Genomic DNA, 22,685 nt, shown 5'->3' with positions numbered 1-22,685 from the left:
CGCCGGTATCGCTGTGGCCAGTTCCAACACCCGTGAACGGATTCTCCAGACGAGTCTGGCGTTGTTCAACGCGCACGGCTTGCCCTCGGTGTCCACGCACCGCATTGCCGCTGAAATGGGCATCAGCACCGGCAACCTTCACTATCACTTCAAGACCAAGCGACTGATCGTCGAATGGTTGTTCCGGCGTTTCGACGACAGGCTCGCAACCATCGACGAAGCCGGCGTCGGCGTCCGCGCGATCGACGACCTGTGGCTGGCGCTGCACCTGCGCTTCGAGGCCATCAACGAATACCGCTTCGTCTATCGCGACATGGCCCACCTCGAGAGCGAGTATCCCGAGACTGCCGCCAAGTCCCGAGCCTTGATGGCGCGCAACCTGCTGAACTCCCGCGCGCTGTGCGAGAACCTCGCTGCCCTGGGCGTCATCAAAGCGACCGCCGACGAGGCCGAGATGCTGGCGCTGCAGATCGTCTTCACGACCACCTGCTGGCTGTCGTTCGAGCGGCTGGTCACGCAAAATGCGGCTTCGACCCAACCGTCCGACACCGGACTCGCCGCCTACTACACGCTGACCTTGCTCACGCCCTATGTCGACCCGCAGTCACGGGCGTACCTCGACTACCTGCGTTCCAAGTACGTGCAATAGCAACGCTGTTCCTGACCACAGGAGTTCCATGGCCCGCACCGTTTCCCCGTCCACCATCGCACCGCCTTCGCGTTTCCTGCAGATCGCCGAACTGCGCGCGGGCTGGGAGCTGGGCGCTACCTTGTCGCTCTGGCCGCTGCTCAAGCTCGCGCCCAAGGGCGACGGACATCCGGTGCTCGTCCTGCCCGGTCTGGGCGCCGGCGACCGGTCGACGCAGTTGCTGCGCCGGTACCTTCGCGGGCGCGGATACGACGTGCATGGCTGGGGCCTGGGGCGCAACCTCGGTCCGCGCGAAGGCGTCGAAGCCGGCATGTTCAAGCTGCTCGAATCCCTGCGCGAAAAAGCCGATCGCAAGGTCAGCCTCGTAGGATGGAGCCTCGGCGGCGCTTACGCGCGCCTGCTGGCCACCAAGCGGCCTGACCTGGTGCGCAGCGTCATCACGCTCGGCAGCCCTTTCGCCGGCGGCCCGCGTTCGACGAACGCATGGCATATCTACGAAGACGTCAGCGGGCAGAGTTCGGACGACCAGACCCGCATGAAGCATGTGCGCCCCACGCCGCCTGTCCCGACCACTTCGATCTTCAGCCGCAGCGATGGTGTCGTCGCCTGGCGAGGCAGTCTTGAAAAGACCGGCCCCGCCGCGGAAAACATCGAGGTCTTCGCAAGCCACGTCGGCCTGGGGGCCAATCCTTCGGTGCTGTATGCCGTTGCAGATCGGCTCGCACAACCAGAGGGCGCCTGGAAGCCCTTCACCCGAAAGGCGCTTGGCGCGCTGATCTATCCCAACCCGCAACGCCGGCTCTGACGCCCGCGCGACGGCTCACTTGATGCCGAGGTAGTCGCGGATGTCTTGCAGCGATTCGCCCGCGGCCGCCACTGCATAGCGCAGTTGCATCTCTGACACGCCGAATTCACGGGTCCAAAAGAGGATGTGCCGAGGCTCGGTGACGTCGATGAACGACGGGGTGGAATGCGTCGCGTTTTCCGTGGAAGGCGTCATGGTGATCTCCGTGGAGGATGAACGGAGGGTGCCCGCGGCGCTCATGCGGCGTGCCGGAAAAAGCCGCATCCGGATGCAGGAAGCCAGCGACAGCGGAATGAAAAAGCCTGCTGTCTGATGGAGCAGCAGGCTTGTCTTGTGGGCTTTTCGACCTGGGTGTCGCACCGGCGTCGACCTTGCGCCGGCCGGTGTTCAAGCCCTCACGCAGGGGCCGTTGCGGTTTCCTTTGAACTAGTCGCTGACGTAGTGATATGCCTCACGAAGGCCTCCACCTGATTCATTGAGGCCTGCGATTCATTAAGGAACTTGGCGACCTGGAACACGTGCGGCAGGTCGTGCCAGATGGAGATTTCGGCACTGCCGCCCGCCGCCCGGACCTTTTCCACGAAGCGGCGCGAATCGTCGAGCAGCAGTTCGCTATCGCTCACCTGCATGAGCAAGGGAGGCAGCCCATGCAATTCGCCGTAGAGGGGCGAGACCCACGGGTGGTTCACCTGCGAGGGGTCCGTCAAGTAGAACTCCTGGATGTAGGCAGCAGCCTTCGGCATGAACATCACGTCCTTCAACGCATTCATGCGCACCGAATCGCCCGTGAATGCCAGGTCGGTCGCGGCTGAAAACGTGAAGGCACAGGCCGGCATTGGCAGGCCCTCGTCGCGCGCGCGCAGCAAGGTTGCCAATGTCAGGTTTCCGCCCGCGGAATCCCCGGCAATCACGAACTGCAAGGGCGATATCCCTTGCGCGAGGACATGCTTGTACGCGGCCAGGCAATCGTCCGAACCCAAGGGAAAGCGGAATTCGGGCGCCAGCCGGTAGTCGGGCAAGAACACGCGTGCCTCGAGTTGTTGGGCCAGGCGACGCGCAAGCCCGCGATACAGGCGCGGCGCGCGCGTGATCCAGGCGCCGCCGTGCAAGTAAAGCAAGACCCGCTTGGGCGCGATGCCGACCGGCTCGAACCATTCGCCTTCGCAATGCTGGGGAATGAATTCGGGCCGGCCCGGCATGGCGTCCCGCGCGGGCAGCCGCTTGCTCAACTGGTCCACGAGATGCTGCATGTCCGCTGCCGTGAGATTGGGGCGCTCCCACAGGGGGCGGGCCCGCTTGCGCAGCATCCAGTTGAAAGCCTTGCGCTTCATCCAGCCCCAGACGCTGTTCCCCGTATCAGATTGCTGCATTTGCCTGCACTCTCCATGAATGATTTGTGACACGGAGGCGCACCGCCCCGTGACGCGCGGCTGCCCGGGGCGACGAACAAGCCTTGACCTCGCCCGCGCAACAAACCAGAGGTTCGTCAAGCATGAGCGTGAGTGAAGCGTTGTACCGATGGTTGACAGCGGAATTGAACACGGCTTTCCTCTCCTTGGACCATGAAATCAGGTTGTATTGCGCCGGCGGCGTCCGTGCGTTGGGACCCCTCCTGTCCGGCAGGCGTGACAGTGCCGAAAGTGTAGGGTTGTTTTGTGCCAATCCAAACCAGCAAGCGTGGGCTTAGGTATTAAATTGGGAGTGCTCGGCCTGCGCCGAGTGGAAGCGACCACAGGTACGGTGCTTTTCAGCGACCCCGCGAAGAGGCGCAAGGCGTATCACGAGATGAGCCATTCGCAATTGAAAATGCCCCGCTACCAATTAGATAGCGGGGCATTCAAGAACCACAGGGGTTTGTCTTGGCTCCTCGACCTGGGCTCGAACCAGGGACCTACGGATTAACAGTCCGGCGCTCTACCAACTGAGCTATCGAGGAATATTGTTGAGCCTCAAATTATAGCGTGCTTTTTCGGGCTCTCACAACAACTCACAAAATCGCGCGAACTTCTCGCGCCGCTTCAAACAAAAGTGGCAGCAGTTCGTGCTGCAGCCGGGACGCCGGACGCGGTCCGCCCGGAAGCACCACGTTGAGTGCTGCAACGGTATGGCCCTGCATGTTGCGCAGCGGAACCGCCATCGCCTGCACGCCAAGTTCGTGCTCCTCGGTGGCAATGCAATAGTCATCGGCGCGCACTTGTGCAATGCGCCGGCGCAGCGCCGCGATCCGTGTGAGCGTGTGCGGTGTCAGCCGGGGCAGCGAGCGCCCCTTGAGCCACGCACCGAGGCTCGCCGCGCTCATTGACGCAAGCAACACACAACCTGTCGATGTCGCGTGCACAGGCAGGCGCGCACCCAGGTGCAATCCGTAGGCCAACGCGCGTGTCGGCGCGCCGTAGCTGCCACTGCGCGCAACGATGACCACCTCCTCCCCGTCCAGCACCACGGCGGAAAACGACTCATGCGTCTGCGCGGCCAGGCGGTTGAGCGTGGGCTGCAATGCGCGCGGCAGCCGCGACGATGCCAGGTAGCTCCCCGAAAACCGCAGCACTTTCGGCGACATCCAGAAATAGCTGCCGTCGGTCTCCAGGTAGCCCAGGTGCGTCAATGTCAGCAGATGGCGCCGGGCCGCCGCGCGCGTCAGCCCGGCGCGCGCGGCCGCGAGCGTCGCATTGAGGCGCTGCCGTTCCGTGTCGAAGCTCTCCAGCACCGCCATGCCCTTGGCGATGCCTTCGATGAAATCGGGTTTGGCGATGGTCACTCGGTTGCCTTGATCGACTTGCTGCGCGATCATCGCGCAGGCTTGCCGATCATCGCACACAGCGCTTGCACCGGGCTTCTGTCTTGAAGCTCCGCACCCTACGCTTGAGGTCATTCAGGAGACCTCATGAAAACGCAAGTCGTCATCATCGGCGCCGGCCCCGCGGGCCTGTTGCTGGGCCAGCTTTTGTACCGCGCCGGCATAGAAAACATCATCCTCGAACGCCAGAGCGGCGACTACGTGCTGGGCCGCATTCGCGCCGGCGTGCTGGAGCAGGTGAGCATGGACCTGCTGCGCCAGGCCGGCGTGGAGGTGCGCGCACTTGAAGAGGGCCTGCCGCACGAAGGCATCGAGCTGCTGTTCAAGGGCGCCCGCCACCGCATCGACCTGCACGGCTTGACCGGCGGCAAGCAGGTCACCGTCTACGGCCAGACCGAAGTCACGCGCGACCTGATGGCGGCCCGGGCGGCGGAAGGCCTCACGACGATCTACAACGCAGCGCCCGTGAGCCTGCAAGACTTCGACACCGCCACGCCCACCGTGCGCTACCAGAAGGACGGCGCCACGCATGAAATCGCTTGCGACTTCATCGCCGGTTGCGATGGCTACCACGGCATCAGCCGCGCCAGCGTGCCTGCAGCCGCGCTGCACCTCTACGAAAAGGTCTACCCCTTCGGCTGGCTGGGCATCCTGGCCGACGTGCCCCCCGTCTCGCACGAACTGATCTATGCCAACACCGCGCGGGGCTTCGCGCTGTGCAGCATGCGCAGCGAAGCGCGCAGCCGCTACTACCTGCAGGTGGCGAGCGACCAGAAAGTCGAGAACTGGAGCGACGACGCCTTCTGGAACGAACTGCGCCATCGCCTCGACCCCGAAGCCTGCGAGCGCCTCGTCACCGGGCCATCGCTCGAGAAGAGCATCGCGCCGCTGCGCAGCTTCGTCGCCGAGCCGATGCGATTCGGTAGCCTTTTCCTTGCAGGCGACGCCGCCCACATCGTTCCACCCACAGGTGCCAAGGGCCTCAACCTTGCGACCGCCGACGTCGGCTTCCTGTCGCGCGCCCTCGAGATCCACTACCGCGAAGGCAGCCAGTCCGCACTCGATCGCTACTCGGAGTTGTGCCTGCGCCGCGTCTGGAAGGCGGAGCGCTTCTCGTGGTGGTTTACTTCGCTGATGCACAGGTTTCCGGAGAACGGCGAGTTCGGCCAGAAGATCCAGGAGGCCGAACTCGACTACCTGGTCCACTCGCGCGCAGCGTCCACCTCGCTCGCAGAAAACTACGTAGGCCTGCCATTGGAATCCTTTTGAACATGGAGGAAGACACGCAAACGCGTGTATACCTCCAGCATGCAAATCACGTGGATCGCGCCCGGCGAATCGTTGCCTGACCCGGCATTGGCCTGGGGCCCCGACGCACCCGTGCCGGGCCTGCTGGCCGCCGGCGGAGAACTGGGGGTGGAGCGCTTGCTGGAGGCCTATGGCAACGCGATCTTTCCTTGGTTCAGCGACAACCAGCCGATCCTCTGGTGGAGCCCCGACCCGCGCATGGTGCTGGAGGTGGCGCGCTTTCGCCTGCACCGCTCGTTGCGCAAGACCCTCGAGAAATTCCGTCGCCAGGATGGCTGCGAAGTGCGCATCAACCACGACTTCAGGGCGGTGATCCGCGCTTGCGCAGCCGCGCCGCGCGCCGGCCAGTCCGGCACGTGGATCGTGCCGGACATGGTGGAAGCCTATTGCGGCCTGCACCAGGCCGGCCATGCGCACAGCATCGAAACCTGGATCGACGGCCGTCTGGCCGGCGGGCTCTACTGCGTGGCGATCGGCCGCGCGGTGTTTGGCGAATCCATGTTCGCGCGCCAGGCCGATGCTTCCAAGATCGCCCTCGCGGCGCTGGTGAGCTTTTGCCGCCGGCACGGCATGCCCATGATCGACTGCCAGCAGAACACGTCGCACCTGGCCAGCCTTGGCGCCCTGGAAATGCCGCGCAGCGCATTCATTTCGCATGTGACGCGCGCGCGCAGGCAACAGGGGCCCGCATGGCATTTCGACCCTTTATACTGGGACGAACTCCTGTTTGCGCGACCTTTGCCACTGACGTGACGCACCTCAAGGATCTTCCGCTCCACACGCTGCAGTTCTATGCCACTGCGCCCTATCCGTGCAGCTACCTGCCGGACCGGCAGGCGCGCTCCCAAGTCGCCACGCCAAGCCACCTGATCCACAACGACGCTTATTCCGACCTCGTGTTGGCGGGCTTCCGGCGCAGCGGCATGTTCACGTATCGACCCTATTGCGACGGCTGCCGCGCCTGCGTCCCACTGCGTGTGAAGGTCGACGAGTTCAAGCCTACGCGCAGCCAGCGTCGCGCCATGTCGCGCCACGCTAACCTGCAGGCGCGGGTGCTCAAGCTCTGCTTCGTGCCCGAGCACTACCAGCTGTACCTGCGCTACCAGAACGGTCGTCATGCAGGCGGCGGCATGGACCACGACAGCATCGATCAGTACACGCAATTCCTGCTGCAAAGCCGGGTCAATTCGCGCCTTGTGGAATTTCGCGAAACCCTGCCCGACGGCAGCGCGGGCGCCCTCAAGATGGTGTCGATCCTGGACGTCCTGAACGATGGGCTCTCCGCGGTCTACACCTTCTATGAACCCGACGCGGGCGCGGGCTACGGCAACTACGGCGTGCTGTGGCAGATCTCGCAGGCGCGAACCCTGGGGCTGCCGCACGTCTACCTTGGCTACTGGATCTCGGGCAGCGCCAAGATGAACTACAAGGCCCTTTATTCGCCGCACGAATTGCTTGTGGATGGGCGCTGGCAAGCGCAAAGCGATTTCACAAAGTAAAATGGCAGGCGATACAACCCCGTACCGCCGCCCATGAGAAAACCCCAATCCGACGTCGCCGCGACACCCGTCATCCAGGTGATCGAACGCATGTTCGCCTTGATCGACGTGCTGGCCTCCCGCGAGGAAGCCATCTCGCTCAAGGAGATCAGCGAAAAAACCGGATTGCACCCTTCCACCACGCACCGCATCCTCAACGATCTGGCCGTGGGGCGCTTTGTCGATCGACCCGAAGCCGGCAGCTACCGACTTGGCATGCGCCTCCTGGAACTGGGCAATCTGGTCAAGGGCCGGCTCAACGTGCGCGATGCCGCATTGACGCCCATGCGCGAACTGCACAAGCTCACGCAGCAACCCGTCAACCTGAGCATGCGCCAGGGCGACGAGATCGTGTACATCGAGCGTGCCTACAGCGAGCGCTCCGGCATGCAAGTGGTCCGCGCCATTGGTGGCCGGGCCCCGCTGCACCTCACCTCCACCGGCAAGTTGTTCCTCGCGGCCGACGATCCGCAGCGTGTGCGCAGCTATGCCACCCGCACGGGGCTGGCCGGCCATACCCGCAACAGCATCACGCAGTTGCCGGCGTTGGAGCGCGAACTGTCGCGAGCGCGCCAATACGGAATCGCCCGCGACAACGAGGAACTCGAACTGGGCGTCCGCTGCATGGCCGCCGGGATTTACGACGACCAGGGCAAGCTCATTGCCGGCCTGTCGATCTCGGCGCCGGCAGACCGTCTCGACGACGGCTGGCTGCCGAAGCTGCAAGCCACTGCGAACGAAATCTCCGGAGCGCTCGGTCACAGCGCCGACGCGCCCGCGGCGTCTTCGGCCTGAAGCTGCCGATGAGCAGTCGCCTGCAGCGACCGCTCATCGGCAAGCTTCGCCAGATAGCCCGCTATCCGGCGACGCCAACCGTCACGGCTTGATGGCGAGCCGCAGGCGTCGACATCAATTGAGTGGCCTCCACCCAACGGCGAACGCGCTCGGCATCCCCGATGCGGCTCAGCTTGCCGGCTGAATCCAGGAACACCATGATCAGCTTGCGTCCGGCGATCTTCGTCTGCATCACCAGGCACTGGCCCGCTTCCGAGATGTAGCCGGTCTTTTGCACGCCAATGTCCCAATCCGGGTTCTTCACCAGTCGATTGGTCGTGTTGAACTGCATCATCCGATTGCCGACCTCGACCTGGTACTCCGGGGACGTGGACAGTTCGCGCACCGTGGCGTCAGCCGAGGCTGCGTTCACCAACAAGGCCAGGTCCTGTGCGCTCGACTGGTTGCCGCTCGACAGCCCCGTCGGCTCGACATAGCGGGTGTCCTTCATGCCGAGCGAACGCGCTTTCGCATTCATCATGCTCACGAAAGTCGCCAAGCCACCGGGGAAGGTGCGGCCCAGCGCATGGGCAGCGCGGTTCTCGCTGGACATCAGCGCCAGGTGAAGCAATTCGCCACGCGACAAGGTAGTGCCCACACGCAGGCGCGAGCGGCTGAACTTCTCGGTGTCGATGTCGTCCTCGGTGATCGTGACCGGTTCGTCCATCGGCAGGCGGGCTTCGCTTACGAGCAAGCCAGTCATCAGCTTGGTCAGGGATGCAATCGGCAAGACGGCATGGTCGTTCTTGCTGAACAGCACTTCGCGCGTGTCCTGGTCAATGACGAGTGCCACGCTCGACTTCAGATCGAGCTCGTCCTGGCTGTGCAGTCCTGCGAGTTGCCCGTACGAAAGCTTGGGCGGCGCGGCATCGGCCAGCCGGACCACGGAGCGGCGCTGGACGGCGACAACCGTCTTGCCATGGCGCGTGTGAGCGGTGGCCACCACGTTCCTGCCGGCGCGAACGGAGCGTTCGGCCTTGTCGGTGCGCTCGACTTTGGATGCGCGTGCGGCCTTGGCCGGTGCAGCGTTGGCGGCGACGACCGCCTTCTGCTTGGCGCCGGCACTGGCTTGCGCCTTCTTGGCGGAAGCCGCCTCCGGATGCTTGGCCGCCTGGGCTGCGGGCAACAAAAACGCCGTGGCACACAGAGCGACGGCGATCATGCGAAACGCGGGTTGGAACCGCTGGCTGGAAACTCGATGTAGGCGGGCTTCAGGCATTAATAAATCTCCAGCGGGCGAAAGTAAGCGCGCAGTTTAACGAGTTAGAAAAAGACACGCAATATCAGTTACTTGCATTCGCTTCCTCATTCGAAAACAAAAGAGCGCTCGAACACCTAACCTTGCGCGGCAATTCTCTCAGCTTGGCTCTGTAACTTGTTGAGCGCACTCAGATATGCCTTGGCCGAGGCCACCACGATGTCGGGATCGGCTCCGACACCATTGACCACCCGGCCGGCATTCTGCAAGCGCACAGTTACCTCTCCCTGACTTTCGGTCGACCCGCTGATTGCGTTCACCGAGTACAAGACCATTTCCGCCCCGCTCTTCACATGCGATTCGATCGCCTTCAGAGAGGCATCGACGGGGCCGTTGCCATCGGACTCGCCCGTCACTTCCTTGCCGTGGGCAGTGAACACCACGCGCGCCTGCGGCCGCTCCCCGGTTTCGCTGTGTTGTGACAAGGAAACAAATGCAAACTGCTCCCCAACGTGCGACCCGTCCTCGTCGCTGACCAAAGCGAGGATGTCTTCATCAAAAATTTCACTCTTGCGGTCAGCCAGTTCCTTGAAGCGGGCAAAGGCGGCGTTGATGTCGGCCTCGCTTTCCATGGTCACGCCGAGTTCCTGCAGCCGCTGCTTGAACGCATTTCGGCCGCTCAGCTTGCCCAGCACGATCTTGTTCGTGGTCCAGCCCACATCTTCGGCACGCATGATCTCGTAGGTATCACGGGCCTTCAGGACACCATCCTGGTGGATGCCCGAAGCATGCGCGAACGCGTTGGCGCCGACCACCGCCTTGTTCGGCTGCACCACGAACCCGGTTGTCTGGCTCACCATGCGGCTGGCCGCGAGGATGTGCTGGGTGTCGATATTCATGGTCAAGCCGAAGTAGTCCTTGCGGGTCTTCACAGCCATGACGATTTCTTCCAGCGAACAGTTGCCCGCCCGCTCGCCCAGGCCATTGATCGTGCATTCGACCTGCCGCGCGCCGCCGAGCTTCACGCCCGCCAGCGAGTTGGCTACCGCCATGCCAAGGTCGTTGTGGCAATGCACCGACCAGATGGCCTTGTCGCTGTTCGGAATGCGCTCGCGCAGCGTCTTGATGAAGTTGCCGTACAGCTCCGGGATCGCATAGCCCACGGTGTCCGGCACATTGATCGTCGTCGCGCCTTCGGAGATCACGGTCTCCAGCACGCGGCACAGGAAATCCACGTCGCTGCGGTAGCCGTCCTCCGGGCTGAATTCCACATCGCCGATCTGGTTGCGCGCAAAGCGCACCGCCAGCTTCGCCTGCTCGAACACCTCGTCGGGCGTCATTCGCAGCTTCTTTTCCATGTGCAACGCGGAGGTCGCGATGAAGGTATGGATTCGACCACGGGCGGCGCCCTTGAGCGCCTCGGCCGCGCGCGCGATGTCGCGGTCGTTGGCGCGCGACAGGCCGCACACGGTCGAGTCCTTGATCGCGTTGGCGATGGCTTTGACGGCCTCGAAGTCGCCATTGGAACTGGCCGGAAATCCGGCCTCGATCACGTCGACCTTCAGCCGCTCCAGTTGCCGGGCAATGCGCATCTTCTCGTCGCGCGTCATCGACGCACCGGGCGATTGCTCGCCATCGCGCAAAGTGGTGTCAAAAATGATCAGCTGGTCGGTCATCGTGTCTCTCCATACTTTGAATTGCCGCTCTGCGCCTCAGGCCGGCTCAGCCACCGATTGTGCGCTGCGCGCGCCCTGCCCTCGCGCACGCTCCAGGCCCGAAACAATGGCCTTCAGCGAGGCGGAAATCGTGTCTGCGTCGATGCCCACGCCGAAAAGGGTTTGCGACTCGTCCACGCGCAACTCAAGGTAGGCCACCGCCTTGGCGTCGGCACCGGCGCCGATGGCATGCTGGTGGTAGTCGATCACGCGGACGGCATGGCCGGTCGCGTCGACAAGTGCATGGATGAAGGCATCGATCGGGCCGTTGCCTCGGCCTTCGATGCGGCAAGTCTCCCCATCCCATTGCAGGTCGCCGCGCAGCACGATCGACGCATCTTCCCCCTCGCCCTGCTCTTCAAGCACGCGGTGTTGCAAGGCATGCACGGTGCTCAAGCCGTACTCGCGCTCGAACAGCGCGTAGAGGTCGGCCGCACTCAATTCCTTGCCACCCACGTCCATCACCCGCTGCACCGTCTGCATGAATTCCATCTGCAGGCGGCGCGGCATCTCGATGCCGTATTCGCTTTCGAGCAGGTAGGCCATGCCGCCCTTGCCCGATTGGCTGTTGACGCGGATCACGGCTTCATAGCTGCGACCCACGTCCTTCGGGTCGATCGGCAGGTAGGGCATGTCCCAGATGTCGCCTTCCTTGCGCGCCGAGAACGCCTTCTTGATCGCGTCCTGGTGCGAACCCGAAAACGAGGTGTAAACCAGGTCGCCGACGTACGGATGGCGCGGATGTACCGGGATCTGGTTGCAGTGCTCGACCGTTGCGCGGATATCGTCGATGTGGGAGAAGTCCAGTTCCGGCGACACGCCCTGGGTATAGAGGTTGAGGGCGACGTTCACCAGGTCGAGGTTGCCGGTGCGCTCGCCATTGCCGAACAGGCAGCCTTCGATGCGGTCGGCGCCGGCCATCAACGCAAACTCGCCGGCCGCCGTGCCCGTGCCACGGTCGTTGTGCGGGTGAACCGACAGCACGATGCCGTCGCGCCGCGCGAGATTGCGATGCATCCACTCGATCATGTCGGCGAAGATGTTGGGCGTGGAATGTTCCACCGTCGAGGGGAGGTTGACGATGCACTTGTTCTGCGCCGTCGCACCCCATACCTCGGTCACTGCATCGACCACCCGCTTGGAGAACGCGAGATCGGTGCCCGAGAACATTTCCGGCGAATACTGGAAGGTCCATCGCGTGTGCGGTTGCTTCGCTGCGCAGTCCTTGAACATTTCGGCGTGCGAGCTGGCGAGTTCGACGATCTCGTCCTCGTTCATGCCCAGCACCACCTTGCGCATCACCGGCGCCACGGCGTTGTAGAGGTGGACGATCGCACGCGGCGCGCCTTGCAGCGACTCGAATGTGCGCGCGACGAGATGGTCGCGCGCCTGGGTGAGCACCTGGATCGTCACGTCATCGGGAATGCGGTCTTCCTCGATGAGCTTGCGCACGAAGTCGAACTCAACCTGCGAGGCCGAGGGAAAGCCGACCTCGATCTCCTTGAAGCCGATCGCCACGAGTTGCTCGAACATGCGCATCTTGCGCGCGATGTCCATGGGCTCCACCAGCGCCTGGTTGCCGTCGCGCAGGTCCGTCGACAGCCAGATCGGGGCCTTGGTCAGCACGGCGTCCGGCCAGGTGCGGTCCTTGAGGCCGATCGGTGCGAACGCGCGGTACTTGCGGTCGGGTTGCTTCAACATTTGATTCTCTCCATTGAGGGTGATGAACCAGCAACCCCAAGCAAAACGGCCCGTTGCTGGTGCGAACGGGCCGTGTGAAAAGGTTTGCGCGTGCGCTACCGTCTCCGCCCGAAGGGGATCAGTAGTAGGGCCAGCGAAATCTTTTGCATGAGGGTGCGGAGTGTAGCAGAGCCGATTTGTGCGTGGCAATTAGTTGTGCAGGCCGCGTTCGTCGGGTTCGTCGGTCGACGTGCTGATCACGCTCACCGGATGCCCCTTCGCCTTGCGCCATGCATACACGACATAGCCGCTCAACCCATAGGCGACGAACACGCCGAACAGCACTGTCGGGGGATCGATATTGATGATGGCAATGCCCAGCGCAATGAGCACGATCACCGCGAACGGCACGCTCTTCTTCACCTGAATGTCCTTGAAGCTGTAGAAGGGCGCGTTGGTCACCATCGTCAGGCCCGCGTACAGCGTGAAGGCAAAGGTGAGCCAGCTGATCTGGTTCCATGTCAGGTACAGGGCTTCGCCGCCCCGCTTTCCGGACTCGGTCATGAGCCAGATGAATCCGGCCACCAGTGCAGCGGCCGCTGGCGAAGGCAGGCCCTGGAACCACCGCTTGTCGATCACGCCGGTATTGACGTTGAATCGTGCCAGGCGGAGGGCCGCACAGGCGCAGTAGACAAACGCCGCAATCCATCCCCAGCGCCCCAATCCCTTCAGCGACCATTCGTATGCAATCAACGCGGGCGCGGCGCCGAACGACACCATGTCTGACAGGGAATCCATTTGCTCGCCAAACGCACTCTGCGTGTTGGTCATCCGGGCCACACGCCCGTCGAGGCTGTCCAAGATCATCGCGGCGCCCACGCCCATCGCGGCCAGGTCGAAGCGCGAATTCATCGCCATGACGATCGAATAGAAGCCGCCGAACAATGCGGCCAGCGTAAAAAGGTTGGGAAGGATGTAGATGCCCTTGCGGCGCTTGCGCGGCAGAGCCTCTGTGTGCACGGTGTCGTCATGCATCGAATTGACCTCCAGCGCACACGCCTCGGGCGCATTCAGCTATCACATTCATAGCAGGACGGGGGTTGATTCGCATCGTGGGCAGTGTAGTTCAGACGCCCTCTCGGGCCTGTAATGAAAAAGGCCACCGCAAGGGTGGCCTGCTGTTGGTCGCAGAGGCGATCAGTTGCGGGTCTGGTCGACCAGCTTGTTCTTCTTGATCCAGGGCATCATGGCGCGCAACTTGTCGCCGACGACTTCGATCTGGTGCTCTGCATTCAGGCGGCGGCGGCTGATGAGCGTGGGCGCGCCGCCAGCGTTCTCGAGCACGAAGCTCTTGGCGTATTCGCCGGTCTGGATGTCCTTGAGCACCTGCTTCATGACCTTCTTGGTCTCTTCGGTCACGATGCGCGGGCCCGTGACGTACTCGCCGTATTCGGCATTGTTCGAGATCGAGTAGTTCATGTTGGCGATGCCGCCTTCATAGATCAGGTCAACGATCAGCTTGAGCTCGTGCAGGCATTCGAAGTACGCCATTTCGGGCGCGTAGCCGGCTTCCACCAGTGTTTCGAAACCAGCCTTGATCAGTTCGACCGTGCCGCCGCACAGAACCGCTTGTTCGCCGAACAGGTCGGTCTCGGTTTCTTCGCGGAAGTTGGTTTCGATGATGCCGGCCTTGCCTCCGCCGTTGGCCGTGGCGTAGCTCAGGGCCAGGTCGCGGGCCTTGCCGGACTTGTCTTGATGGACAGCCACGAGGTGGGGAACGCCGCCGCCTTGCGTGTAGGTGCTGCGAACCGTGTGGCCGGGGGCCTTCGGCGCCACCATCCACACGTCGAGGTCGGCGCGCGGCTGCACGAAGCCGTAGTGCACGTTGAAGCCGTGCGCGAAGACCAGCGAAGCGCCTTCCTTGATGTTGGGGGCGACGTCGTTCTTGTAGACGTTGGCGATCTGCTCGTCAGGCAGGAGGATCATGACCACGTCGGCCGACTTCACGGCGTCAGCGACTTCCGCAACCTTCAGGCCGGCCTTCTCGACCTTGGGCCACGAAGCGCCGCCCTTGCGCAGGCCGACCACGACCTTGACGCCGCTGTCATTCAGGTTTTGCGCGTGCGCATGGCCTTGCGAACCGTAGCCGATGATTGCGACGGTCTTGCCCTTGATGAGGCTCAGGTCCGCGTCCTTGTCGTAATAAACCTTCATGAGATGCTCCTTCGTTGAATTCAGTGTGAGTGGTTGGATGGATGGGGCACTTGGTCAGCCCCGGATTTCTTCCAGAAACACCGCTGGGCAAGCTTTGCCGGACTGCGGGTGTTGCCCTGGCGAGGGGGTTGGCTGCCAAACGAAGTGGGCAAGCCTGGGGGAGTGCTCATACTCTCAAGATGCGTTCGCCGCGGCCGATGCCGCTGGCGCCGGTACGCACCGTCTCGAGGATCGCGCTGCGTTCGATCGCCTCGAGGAATGCGTCGTTCTTGCCATGGTCGCCAGTCAGCTCGATGGTGTAGCTCTTGTCGGTGACGTCGATGATGCGGCCGCGGAAGATCTCGGCCATGCGCATCATTTCTTCGCGCTCCTTGCCGACCGCGCGCACCTTCACCATCATGAGCTCGCGCTCGGTGTAGGAGCCTTCGGTCAGGTCGACAACCTTCACGACTTCGATCAGGCGATTCAGGTGCTTGGTGATCTGCTCGATGACTTCGTCGGACCCGCTCGTGACGATGGTCATGCGCGAGAGGCTCGCGTCTTCGGTCGGTGCGACCGTGAGCGATTCGATGTTGTAGCCACGGGCCGAGAACAGGCCCACCACGCGGGAGAGTGCGCCGGGCTCGTTTTCGAGCAGGACGGCAATGATGTGTTTCATAAGCGATGGACTCCTCTTTTCGCCGCCCTCCCCCGTGCACGGTAATGCGCGGGCTTGGCGGGCAATAGATTCGTCTTCAGGTTGAGTGGATCGGGATCGGCATCAGACAGCCGAACGCAAAGATCGCGAAGGTTTCGCAAGGTCGCAGACGGAACGCAGAAAAATCTTCACCGCCTTCTTTTGCGACTTCTGCGTAACTTTTGCCTTCCTTCTGCGTTCGAAGTCCGTATTAGAGGTCTTCGGAACCCAGCAACATTTCCGTGATGCCCATGCCGGCCTTCACCATGGGGAACACGTTCTCGGTGGGGTCGGTGCGGAAGTCCATGAACACTGTGCGGTCCTTGAGCTTGCGGGCTTCGCGCAACGCCGGCTCCACGTCCTGCGGACGCTCGATCAGCATGCCGACGTGGCCGTAGGCCTCCGCCAGCTTCACGAAGTTGGGCAGCGCGTCCATGTAACTGTGGCTGTAGCGGCCGGAATACTCGATTTCCTGCCACTGGCGCACCATACCGAGGTAGCGGTTGTTCAGCGAGCAGATCTTGATCGGCGTGTTGTACTGCAGGCAGGTGGAGAGTTCCTGGATGCACATCTGCACCGAGCCTTCGCCGGTGATGGTGAACACTTCAGCCTCCGGCTTGGCGAGCTTGATGCCCATGGCGTACGGAATGCCCACGCCCATGGTGCCCAGCCCGCCCGAATTGATCCAGCGGCGCGGTTCGTCGAAGCGGTAGTACTGGGCCGCCCACATCTGGTGCTGCCCGACGTCGGACGTGATGTACGCATCGGCATCCTTGGTCATGTTCCAGAGCGTCTCCACCACGTACTGCGGCTTGATGACGTCCGTATTGCCGCGGTCGTACTTCAGGCAATCCTTGCTGCGCCAGGCCTCGATGGTCTTCCACCATTCAGCCAGCGCACCCGCGTCCGGCCGCGTGGCGGTCTCGCGGATCATTGAGATCAGTTCGGTCAGCACATCCTTCACGTCGCCGACGATGGGAATGTCGACACGCACGCGCTTGGAGATGCTCGACGGGTCGATGTCGATATGGATGATCTTGCGTTCGTTCTGGGCGAAGTGCTTCGGGTTGCCGATCACGCGGTCATCGAAGCGCGCGCCAACGGCCAGCAGGACGTCGCACGTCTGCATCGCATTGTTGGCTTCGATGGTGCCGTGCATGCCCAGCATGCCGAGGAACTTGCGGTCGCTCGCCGGATAGGCGCCGAGGCCCATCAGGGTGTTGGTGACCGGATAGCCCAGCATGTCGACCAGCGTGCGCAGTTCGTTGGTGGCATTGCTCAACAGCACGCCGCCGCCGGTGTAGATGTACGGACGCTTGGCATTCAGCAGCAACTGCAATGCCTTGCGGATCTGGCCGCCGTGACCCTTGCGCACGGGGTTGTACGAGCGCATCTCCAGCTTTTCCGGGTAGCCGGAATAAGGCGTCTTCTTGAAGGACACGTCCTTCGGCACATCCACCACCACCGGGCCGGGACGGCCGCTGCGTGCGATGTGAAAGGCCTTTTTCATCGTCAGTGCCAGATCCTTCACGTCCTTGACGAGGAAGTTGTGCTTGACGATGGGGCGCGTGATGCCGACGGTGTCGCATTCCTGGAATGCGTCGAGACCGATGGCCGCAGTCGGCACTTGGCCCGAGATGATCACCATCGGGATCGAGTCCATGTAGGCCGTCGCGATGCCGGTGACCGCATTGGTCAGGCCGGGGCCGGAGGTGACCAGGGCCACGCCGACTTCACCGGTGGCACGCGCATAGCCGTCTGCCGCGTGCACGGCCGCCTGCTCGTGCCGCACCAGCACATGCTGCATGGTGTCCTGCTTGTAGAGCGCGTCGTAGATGTAGAGAACCGCGCCACCCGGGTAGCCCCAGATGTACTGGACGCCTTCGGCCTGCAGCGCCTTGACCAGCACTTCGGCGCCCATGAGTTCTTGCGATTGGTTGCCCATCCCGGAGGATGCAGCTGCTGCGGAAGCGAGTTCCGATTTGGATATTTCCATGATCAACCTTTTGTGATTTTCGGGAACGAAAAACCTTGGGTGCCCCTTGCCAACCCTTGTGAGGTCGCGTCGGGACTTGAGGCCAAAGCCATGAGCGGACTGGATGCTCCGCCGGACAGTGACCCGTTTGCGTTTTGACGTGCGACCGCGATTATGACACCTGAAAAGGTCGAATTTCGGGCCGCCAGCAGGCAAAACTTCGGATGCGATAATCCGCGCCGTCCAAAACATAACGCCTGGAAGAGACACCCCACGCTGCGCTTCACCGCGTTCATACCCGTTTGGCTACCGAAAAAGAACTCTCCGACTTTCTCAAAAGTGTCGAAAGGCGCGCGTTCAAGCGCTCGGTCTATCACGTCCGCGACGAGGAAGCAGCGCTCGACATCGTGCAGGACAGCATGATGAAACTGGCCGAACACTATGGCGACAAGCCGACCACGGAATTGCCGATGCTGTTCCAGCGCATCCTGTCGAACTGCACGCTCGACTGGTTTCGCCGCCAGAAGACCCGCCGGGCACTTTTCTCGAACCTGAGCGACTTCGAAGCCCCTGATGACGACGGCGAATTCGATCTGCTGGGAAACTTCAACTCGCCCACCGACTCGCGCGAGACCGAGAGCGCCGAAGACACCACCCGCCGTGCCCAGATCTTCCACGGAATCGAAGAAGAAATCGCTGCGCTGCCGGCGCGTCAACGCGAGGCGTTTCTGATGCGTTACTGGGAGGAAATGGACGTTGCCGAGACCGCCGCAGCGATGGGGTGTTCAGAAGGCAGCGTCAAAACCCATTGTTCGCGCGCCGTTCATGCCCTGAGCAAAGCGCTCAAGGCCAAAGGTATATCGCTATGAACGCAACACTTTCGAAGACTTCCAGCGCTCTCGAAGAGCAATTCGCCCGTCGCCTTACGGCCCGCCTGTCGGCCGGCAGCGCCGAACTTCCGCACGATATCGGAGAACGCCTGCGCGTCGCACGCCAGCAGGCCGTCGCCCGTCGCAAGATTGCCCCGGCCCTTCGCCCTGCGCAGGTGATCGTGCCGTCAGGCGGCGCTGTCGCACTGGGTGGCTGGTGGACACGCGTCGGCGCGGTGGTGCCGCTGGTCGCGCTGGTCGTCGGGTTGATCACGATCAGCATCGTGCAGGACGAAAATCGCGTGAACGACATGGCCGAAGTCGATGCCGCCCTGCTGACAGACGATCTTCCGCCTGCCGCGTTCACCGATCCGGGCTTTGCACAGTTCCTCAAGACAGACGCCAGCGACACCGCCTCACATTGAATCACCGCCACCCCGCCCGCATGGTCCCACGCCCGACCTCTTGCGCATCGGCGCGTTCATCGCTGCGCCCGCAAACGACGGGCGCTGCCGTTTGGGGCGGCCTGCTCCTGTCCGTCATGGTTACGGCACTGAGCCTGCTGCCAGCGGCGCGCGCCTCCGCGCAGCCCGGCACCGCCCCCACCGGATCATCCGAGGCGAATGGCAAGACCCCGGCCACGTCGAAGCCCTTCTGGACCAGCCTGACGCCCGGCCAACAGGCGGCCCTGCAGCCCTTGGCGCCGTACTGGAACTCCATCGGCGGCGTGCAGAAAAGCAAATGGCTGGCGCTCTCGCGCAACTTCGATTCCATGAAGCCCGAGGACCAGGCCACCCTGCACAGCCGGATGAGCGAGTGGGCCACGCTGAGCGCCCAGCAGCGCGCGCTGGCACGGCTGAACTTCGCCGAAGTCAATCGCCTGCCGGCTGACGAGCGCAAAGCCAAGTGGGAGGCCTACCAGGCGCTGAGCGAGGACGAAAAGCGCGACTTGGCGGAGCGTGCACAGGTGCGTCAGCCGAGCGCTGCCCTGCCGGTTCGCCCGGTACCGGAGAGAAAGCTCGCGCCGGTGCCGCAGTCGACTTCCCTGTTGGGCAAGGGCGAGCACAGTCCGCGCATCCAGCTTGCGCCGCCGGCCGGGCCTGCAACTCCGGCGGCATCGTCGGCTCCGGTCGCGGCTGCGCCGCCCCCCGCAGCACCTGCCAGCACGCCGGTGCCCCCTGCGGCAGAGGCTCAGATCCCCGCCCCGGCGGCCAGTGCGCCCGAGGCACCTGCTACGATTCCGCCGGTCCGCACAACCGAGCAACCCTCCTCCGCGCCCTGACCCGGCGCCGGGCCCATGAACGCTGGCGCCACCATTCACTCAGAACCCGCTCCCCCCGTCTCCCCGTCCACGCAAGCACTGCCCGATCTCTCCGCCCCGGGCCTCTGGCGCCGCATGGCTTGCTGGACCTACGAAGGCATGCTGCTGTTTGCCGTGGTCTTTGTTTCGGGTTGGTTGTTCAGCACGCTGGGGCAAATGCGTGACGCGATGGACGAGCGGCGGCATCTGCTGCAGGCATTCCTGTTCGTCGTGTTCGGCCTCTATTTCGTCTGGTTCTGGATCCACGGCCAGACGCTCGCGATGAAGACCTGGGGCCTGCGCGTGGTCGACCGCCATGGCCGGCCGCTGAAGCAGGGTCGCGCCCTGCTGCGCTACCTGCTGAGCTGGATCTGGTTCCTGCCGCCCTTGGCCGTCATGGCGCCGTTCAAGGTCTCGGGCGGCGAAGCGGTGCTGTTGCTCACCGGCTGGGTGGTGGTTTGGGCGTTGCTGGCGCGATTCCACCCGCAAGGGCAGTTCTGGCACGACGCCTGGGCTGGCACGCGGCTGATCCCCTCCAAGCCCATGAGCCGTCGATGAGCCAGCCCGATCCTGCCGTCAACCCCCAGAAGGGCCGCAGCGGGCTGACCCGCGTATTCCACGCGATGCTGATCTCGCTGAACGGCCTGCGAGCGGGCTGGGGCGAGACGGCGTTCCGGCAGGAGGTGCTGATTGCCATCGTGCTGGTGCCGCTGGCCTTCTGGCTTGGCCGTAGCTGGGTCGAAGTCGCGCTGCTCGCGGGCAGCGTTGTGCTGGTGATGATCGTGGAACTGCTCAATACCGCCGTGGAAGCGGCCATCGACCGCATCGGGCCGGAATGGCACGACCTGTCGAAGCGGGCGAAGGACATGGGCAGCGCCGCGGTGCTGCTGGCCCTTTTGCTGGCCGGCGGCATCTGGCTTGCTGCACTGTGCACCCGATTCCTGGTTTGAACGCGGCATGATCGTGGCATGAATCCTGATTTTTCGATTTGCATCTATTGCGGCTCGCGGCCCGGCGAGCGACCTGAACATACAGAAGCAGCGCAGTCCGTCGGCCGCTGGATCGGCGAGAACCGCGGCCAGCTCGTCTATGGCGGCGGCCGCACAGGCCTCATGGGCACGGTGGCCGAGGCCACGCGCGCCGCCGGAGGCCGGGTGGTGGGCATCATTCCCAAGGCACTGGTCGACAAGGAACTGGCCAATCCGCTCTGCGACGAGCTTCATGTCGTCGACACGATGCATGAACGCAAGGCCATGATGGGAGAACGCGCCGACGCCTTCGTGGCATTGGCGGGCGGCATCGGCACCTTCGAGGAGCTGTTCGAGATCTGGACCTGGCGCCAGTTGGGCTATCACGACAAGCCCGTCGGCATTCTCAACACGGCTGGCTACTACGACACCATGCTCGCCTTCCTCGCCCATTCAGTGGGCGAAGGCTTCATGGGGGAATGGCAGATGGGGCTGGTGCGCAGCGGCGCAGAGCCGGCTGCGCTGCTGGGAGAGTTGCTGGAAGAAGCGCGCCGCCACCCGCGTGGCGACAAGTTGGCCGAGGTGCTCTAGGAGTCTGGGCGGCAGAAGCAGCGTCGGCTGCAACGCGCGGAAAACGGTCCATCGCGGCGCTCCCGCCTGCGCCCATAGCTGGGCTATGGGCTTGTCGGTATCACCACGCTTTCCTCGTTTTTCGCGCATTTCGCTTCGACGGCTTCTGCCGCCCAGACTCCCAGGCTCGGGGGCTTCCGGCTCGCGGATCAGATCGCGGCTTCGTCCTGCTCGCCGGTTCGGATGCGGACGATGCGCTCGACGTTGGTAACGAAGATCTTGCCGTCACCGATCTTGCCGGTGCGCGCGGCGCCGACGATGGCTTCGATGCAGCGTTCGACGTCATCCGTGTTCACGACCACCTCGACCTTCATCTTGGGCAGGAAATCGACCACGTATTCCGCACCGCGATAAAGCTCGGTGTGGCCCTTCTGGCGGCCGAAGCCCTTGACTTCGGTAACCGTCAGTCCGGTCACGCCAACGGTTGCCAGCGCCTCGCGCACATCTTCGAGCTTGAAGGGTTTGACGATGGCGGTGATCTGTTTCATTGCGGAGGTTCTCCCGGTGATTTCGGAAAAGGGGGCGGCCGATTATGTCATTCACGCACTGTTAGGCTCCGGGGTCGATGAGTGCAAGTCCCCCTGTCACCCCCGCTGCATCCGGCTTGGCAACGCTGATCCGGCGGGTCAATGGCCAAGCCTGGCTGCTGCTCGTATTCACCACGCTGATCTGGGGCGCCAATGCGGTGGCGGCGCGCCTCGCGGTAGGCGAAGCATCGCCGATGCTGGTGACCTCCGCGCGATGGATCGTCTGCTGCGTGGCGCTCGGCCTGACCTCGCGCGGCGAGATCGCCACGCACTGGCGCGCGCTGGTGCCTCACTGGCGCTTCGTGGCGCTGATGGGCACTTTGGGCTTCACCGGATTCAACGCCCTCTTCTACACGGCCGCGCATCACACGACCGCGATCAACATTGCGATCATCCAGGGGACGATCCCGGTGTTCGTGCTGGTCGGGAGCCTCTACCTCTACCGCACCCGGATCACCGTGCTGCAGGCCGTCGGGGTCGCGCTGACGCTGGCGGGGATCGCGGTGGTTGCCTCGCAGGGGCACTTGGAACGGCTGGCCCAGTTCCAGTTCAACATCGGCGACGTGTGGATGCTGATCGCCTGCCTGCTCTATACCTTCTACGCCCTCGGCTTGCGTCGGCGGCCCGCAGTGCCGGCGATCGTTTTCTTTGCGGCGACGGCCGCGGTGGCGAGCGTCGTGTCGCTGCCGCTGCTGGTGGCCGAAATCGCGATGGGCAACTTCACGGCGCCCACCTTGAAGGGCCTGCTGCTGATCCTGTTCATCGGCACCTTTCCCTCGTACATCTCGCAGCTCACGTTCATTCGCGCCGTGACGCTGATCGGGCCGGCACGGGCCGGGGTGTTCCTGAACCTGGTGCCGATCTTCGGCCCGCTGCTCGCAGTGATGGTGCTGGGCGAGCCACTCTCGGGCTTCCACGCGGCGGCGCTCGCGCTGGTGCTGGGCGGGATCTGGATTGCCGAATACCTGGGCGTTCGGAAGACATGACGAAGCGACCGGAAAT

At 63.5% G+C, this 22,685-nt stretch carries 24 protein-coding genes and 1 tRNA gene; 13 read left to right on the top strand and 12 right to left on the bottom strand.

Annotated features, from left to right (window positions below; genetic code table 11):
* The first annotated feature begins 13 nt into the window (after window positions 1–13).
* Together HB681_RS33435 and HB681_RS33430 are read left to right on the top strand one after the other, a co-directional pair.
* Window positions 14–649 carry a TetR/AcrR family transcriptional regulator gene (locus tag HB681_RS33435; RefSeq protein ID WP_213959193.1) on the top strand — a complete coding sequence of 212 codons (636 nt, stop codon included), beginning with the start codon at window positions 14–16 and terminating at the stop codon, window positions 647–649.
* A 28-nt stretch (window positions 650–677) separates the two neighbouring features.
* Window positions 678–1,454, top strand: a complete 777-nt coding sequence (locus HB681_RS33430) for an alpha/beta hydrolase (protein WP_213959192.1) — start codon at window positions 678–680, stop codon at window positions 1,452–1,454.
* 15 nt (window positions 1,455–1,469) lie between these two features.
* On the opposite strand, the gene HB681_RS33425 is transcribed toward HB681_RS33430, so the two are convergent.
* The 4 genes from HB681_RS33425 to HB681_RS33410 form a co-directional block, all read right to left on the bottom strand.
* Window positions 1,470–1,649, bottom strand: a complete 180-nt coding sequence (locus tag HB681_RS33425; RefSeq protein WP_213959191.1) for a DUF3606 domain-containing protein — start codon at window positions 1,647–1,649, stop codon at window positions 1,470–1,472.
* A gap of 200 nt (window positions 1,650–1,849) precedes the next feature.
* Window positions 1,850–2,824 carry an alpha/beta hydrolase gene (locus tag HB681_RS33420; RefSeq protein ID WP_213959190.1) on the bottom strand — a complete coding sequence of 325 codons (975 nt, stop codon included), beginning with the start codon at window positions 2,822–2,824 and terminating at the stop codon, window positions 1,850–1,852.
* A gap of 490 nt (window positions 2,825–3,314) precedes the next feature.
* Window positions 3,315–3,390: transfer RNA gene (locus HB681_RS33415), tRNA-Asn, on the bottom strand.
* A 51-nt stretch (window positions 3,391–3,441) separates the two neighbouring features.
* Entirely contained in the window at window positions 3,442–4,245 is an 804-nt protein-coding gene (locus tag HB681_RS33410) for an IclR family transcriptional regulator C-terminal domain-containing protein (RefSeq protein WP_213959189.1), read from the bottom strand.
* Between the two features lie 93 nt (window positions 4,246–4,338).
* On the opposite strand from HB681_RS33410, the gene pobA reads away from it, so the two are divergent.
* Genes pobA through HB681_RS33390 form a run of 4 tightly spaced genes read left to right on the top strand, consistent with a single transcriptional unit; the run spans window position 4,339 to window position 7,892 of the window.
* Entirely contained in the window at window positions 4,339–5,520 is a 1,182-nt protein-coding gene (gene pobA / locus HB681_RS33405) for a 4-hydroxybenzoate 3-monooxygenase (protein WP_213959188.1), read from the top strand.
* A 39-nt stretch (window positions 5,521–5,559) separates the two neighbouring features.
* Window positions 5,560–6,312, top strand: coding sequence for a leucyl/phenylalanyl-tRNA--protein transferase (aat, locus tag HB681_RS33400; RefSeq protein ID WP_213959187.1), 753 nt, complete (start codon window positions 5,560–5,562; stop codon window positions 6,310–6,312).
* On the top strand, window positions 6,309–7,058 hold the full coding sequence (locus HB681_RS33395) for an arginyltransferase (RefSeq protein ID WP_213959186.1): 750 nt from the start codon (window positions 6,309–6,311) through the stop codon (window positions 7,056–7,058). Before aat ends, HB681_RS33395 begins: the two co-directional genes overlap by 4 nt.
* Window positions 7,059–7,091: 33 nt before the next feature.
* Entirely contained in the window at window positions 7,092–7,892 is an 801-nt protein-coding gene (locus HB681_RS33390) for an IclR family transcriptional regulator (protein WP_213959185.1), read from the top strand.
* Window positions 7,893–7,953: 61 nt separating this feature from the next.
* Here HB681_RS33390 and HB681_RS33385 read toward each other — a convergent pair whose 3' ends face one another.
* From HB681_RS33385 to HB681_RS33355, 7 genes are all read right to left on the bottom strand, one after another.
* The gene (locus HB681_RS33385) at window positions 7,954–9,150 is read right to left on the bottom strand and encodes a serine hydrolase (protein WP_213959184.1); all 1,197 of its coding nucleotides are present in this window, start codon (window positions 9,148–9,150) and stop codon (window positions 7,954–7,956) included.
* A gap of 116 nt (window positions 9,151–9,266) precedes the next feature.
* Window positions 9,267–10,805 (bottom strand): 2-isopropylmalate synthase, encoded by a 1,539-nt coding sequence (locus tag HB681_RS33380; RefSeq protein WP_213959183.1) that lies wholly within the window; start codon window positions 10,803–10,805, stop codon window positions 9,267–9,269.
* Between the two features lie 36 nt (window positions 10,806–10,841).
* Window positions 10,842–12,545, bottom strand: a complete 1,704-nt coding sequence (gene leuA, locus HB681_RS33375; RefSeq protein ID WP_213959182.1) for a 2-isopropylmalate synthase — start codon at window positions 12,543–12,545, stop codon at window positions 10,842–10,844.
* 189 nt (window positions 12,546–12,734) lie between these two features.
* Window positions 12,735–13,559, bottom strand: a complete 825-nt coding sequence (gene pssA / locus HB681_RS33370) for a CDP-diacylglycerol--serine O-phosphatidyltransferase (RefSeq protein ID WP_213959181.1) — start codon at window positions 13,557–13,559, stop codon at window positions 12,735–12,737.
* A 162-nt stretch (window positions 13,560–13,721) separates the two neighbouring features.
* Window positions 13,722–14,738, bottom strand: coding sequence for a ketol-acid reductoisomerase (gene ilvC / locus HB681_RS33365; RefSeq protein ID WP_213959180.1), 1,017 nt, complete (start codon window positions 14,736–14,738; stop codon window positions 13,722–13,724).
* Between the two features lie 166 nt (window positions 14,739–14,904).
* The gene (gene ilvN, locus HB681_RS33360) at window positions 14,905–15,396 is read right to left on the bottom strand and encodes an acetolactate synthase small subunit (RefSeq protein ID WP_213959179.1); all 492 of its coding nucleotides are present in this window, start codon (window positions 15,394–15,396) and stop codon (window positions 14,905–14,907) included.
* A 229-nt stretch (window positions 15,397–15,625) separates the two neighbouring features.
* Window positions 15,626–17,410 carry an acetolactate synthase 3 catalytic subunit gene (locus tag HB681_RS33355; RefSeq protein WP_213959178.1) on the bottom strand — a complete coding sequence of 595 codons (1,785 nt, stop codon included), beginning with the start codon at window positions 17,408–17,410 and terminating at the stop codon, window positions 15,626–15,628.
* Between the two features lie 281 nt (window positions 17,411–17,691).
* On the opposite strand from HB681_RS33355, the gene HB681_RS33350 reads away from it, so the two are divergent.
* The 6 genes from HB681_RS33350 to HB681_RS33325 all read left to right on the top strand — a co-directional run bounded on the left by HB681_RS33350 (window position 17,692) and on the right by HB681_RS33325 (window position 21,117).
* On the top strand, window positions 17,692–18,258 hold the full coding sequence (locus HB681_RS33350; RefSeq protein WP_213959177.1) for an RNA polymerase sigma factor: 567 nt from the start codon (window positions 17,692–17,694) through the stop codon (window positions 18,256–18,258).
* Entirely contained in the window at window positions 18,255–18,683 is a 429-nt protein-coding gene (locus HB681_RS33345; protein ID WP_213959176.1) for a DUF3619 family protein, read from the top strand. Before HB681_RS33350 ends, HB681_RS33345 begins: the two co-directional genes overlap by 4 nt.
* 116 nt (window positions 18,684–18,799) lie before the next feature.
* Complete coding sequence (locus HB681_RS33340) at window positions 18,800–19,540, top strand: DUF3106 domain-containing protein (protein WP_256354664.1); 741 nt, start codon at window positions 18,800–18,802, stop codon at window positions 19,538–19,540.
* Between the two features lie 15 nt (window positions 19,541–19,555).
* Entirely contained in the window at window positions 19,556–20,116 is a 561-nt protein-coding gene (locus HB681_RS33335) for an RDD family protein (protein ID WP_213959174.1), read from the top strand.
* Window positions 20,113–20,508, top strand: coding sequence for a diacylglycerol kinase (locus HB681_RS33330; protein ID WP_213959173.1), 396 nt, complete (start codon window positions 20,113–20,115; stop codon window positions 20,506–20,508). The genes HB681_RS33335 and HB681_RS33330 overlap by 4 nt, the downstream gene beginning before the upstream one ends.
* 18 nt (window positions 20,509–20,526) lie before the next feature.
* A complete protein-coding gene (locus HB681_RS33325; protein ID WP_213959172.1) occupies window positions 20,527–21,117 on the top strand; it encodes a TIGR00730 family Rossman fold protein in 591 nt (196 codons plus the stop codon).
* Between the two features lie 188 nt (window positions 21,118–21,305).
* Here HB681_RS33325 and HB681_RS33320 read toward each other — a convergent pair whose 3' ends face one another.
* Window positions 21,306–21,644 (bottom strand): P-II family nitrogen regulator, encoded by a 339-nt coding sequence (locus HB681_RS33320; protein ID WP_213959171.1) that lies wholly within the window; start codon window positions 21,642–21,644, stop codon window positions 21,306–21,308.
* Window positions 21,645–21,760: 116 nt separating this feature from the next.
* On the opposite strand from HB681_RS33320, the gene HB681_RS33315 reads away from it, so the two are divergent.
* Window positions 21,761–22,669, top strand: coding sequence for a DMT family transporter (locus HB681_RS33315; protein WP_256354665.1), 909 nt, complete (start codon window positions 21,761–21,763; stop codon window positions 22,667–22,669).
* Window positions 22,670–22,685 lie beyond the last annotated feature (16 nt).

The sequence above is a fragment of the Variovorax sp. dw_954 genome, from assembly GCF_018449755.1.
GTDB lineage: Bacteria > Pseudomonadota > Gammaproteobacteria > Burkholderiales > Burkholderiaceae_C > Variovorax.
This window is presented reverse-complemented; position numbering and strand designations above follow the sequence as displayed.

What these genes read in the sequence shown, in the direction of transcription:
- HB681_RS33380 (WP_213959183.1), bottom strand. Translation starts at nt 10,805, where the DNA reads ATGACCGACCAGCTGATCATTTTTGACACCACTTTGCGCGATGGCGAG.
- pobA (WP_213959188.1), top strand. Translation starts at nt 4,339, where the DNA reads ATGAAAACGCAAGTCGTCATCATCGGCGCCGGCCCCGCGGGCCTGTTG.
- HB681_RS33355 (WP_213959178.1), bottom strand. Translation starts at nt 17,410, where the DNA reads ATGGAAATATCCAAATCGGAACTCGCTTCCGCAGCAGCTGCATCCTCC.
- ilvC (WP_213959180.1), bottom strand. Translation starts at nt 14,738, where the DNA reads ATGAAGGTTTATTACGACAAGGACGCGGACCTGAGCCTCATCAAGGGC.
- HB681_RS33430 (WP_213959192.1), top strand. Translation starts at nt 678, where the DNA reads ATGGCCCGCACCGTTTCCCCGTCCACCATCGCACCGCCTTCGCGTTTC.
- HB681_RS33330 (WP_213959173.1), top strand. Translation starts at nt 20,113, where the DNA reads ATGAGCCAGCCCGATCCTGCCGTCAACCCCCAGAAGGGCCGCAGCGGG.
- HB681_RS33340 (WP_256354664.1), top strand. Translation starts at nt 18,800, where the DNA reads ATGGTTACGGCACTGAGCCTGCTGCCAGCGGCGCGCGCCTCCGCGCAG.
- HB681_RS33390 (WP_213959185.1), top strand. Translation starts at nt 7,092, where the DNA reads ATGAGAAAACCCCAATCCGACGTCGCCGCGACACCCGTCATCCAGGTG.
- HB681_RS33335 (WP_213959174.1), top strand. Translation starts at nt 19,556, where the DNA reads ATGAACGCTGGCGCCACCATTCACTCAGAACCCGCTCCCCCCGTCTCC.
- aat (WP_213959187.1), top strand. Translation starts at nt 5,560, where the DNA reads ATGCAAATCACGTGGATCGCGCCCGGCGAATCGTTGCCTGACCCGGCA.
- ilvN (WP_213959179.1), bottom strand. Translation starts at nt 15,396, where the DNA reads ATGAAACACATCATTGCCGTCCTGCTCGAAAACGAGCCCGGCGCACTC.
- HB681_RS33420 (WP_213959190.1), bottom strand. Translation starts at nt 2,824, where the DNA reads ATGCAGCAATCTGATACGGGGAACAGCGTCTGGGGCTGGATGAAGCGC.
- HB681_RS33345 (WP_213959176.1), top strand. Translation starts at nt 18,255, where the DNA reads ATGAACGCAACACTTTCGAAGACTTCCAGCGCTCTCGAAGAGCAATTC.
- pssA (WP_213959181.1), bottom strand. Translation starts at nt 13,559, where the DNA reads ATGCATGACGACACCGTGCACACAGAGGCTCTGCCGCGCAAGCGCCGC.
- HB681_RS33385 (WP_213959184.1), bottom strand. Translation starts at nt 9,150, where the DNA reads ATGCCTGAAGCCCGCCTACATCGAGTTTCCAGCCAGCGGTTCCAACCC.
- HB681_RS33325 (WP_213959172.1), top strand. Translation starts at nt 20,527, where the DNA reads ATGAATCCTGATTTTTCGATTTGCATCTATTGCGGCTCGCGGCCCGGC.
- leuA (WP_213959182.1), bottom strand. Translation starts at nt 12,545, where the DNA reads ATGTTGAAGCAACCCGACCGCAAGTACCGCGCGTTCGCACCGATCGGC.
- HB681_RS33320 (WP_213959171.1), bottom strand. Translation starts at nt 21,644, where the DNA reads ATGAAACAGATCACCGCCATCGTCAAACCCTTCAAGCTCGAAGATGTG.
- HB681_RS33410 (WP_213959189.1), bottom strand. Translation starts at nt 4,245, where the DNA reads ATGATCGCGCAGCAAGTCGATCAAGGCAACCGAGTGACCATCGCCAAA.
- HB681_RS33425 (WP_213959191.1), bottom strand. Translation starts at nt 1,649, where the DNA reads ATGACGCCTTCCACGGAAAACGCGACGCATTCCACCCCGTCGTTCATC.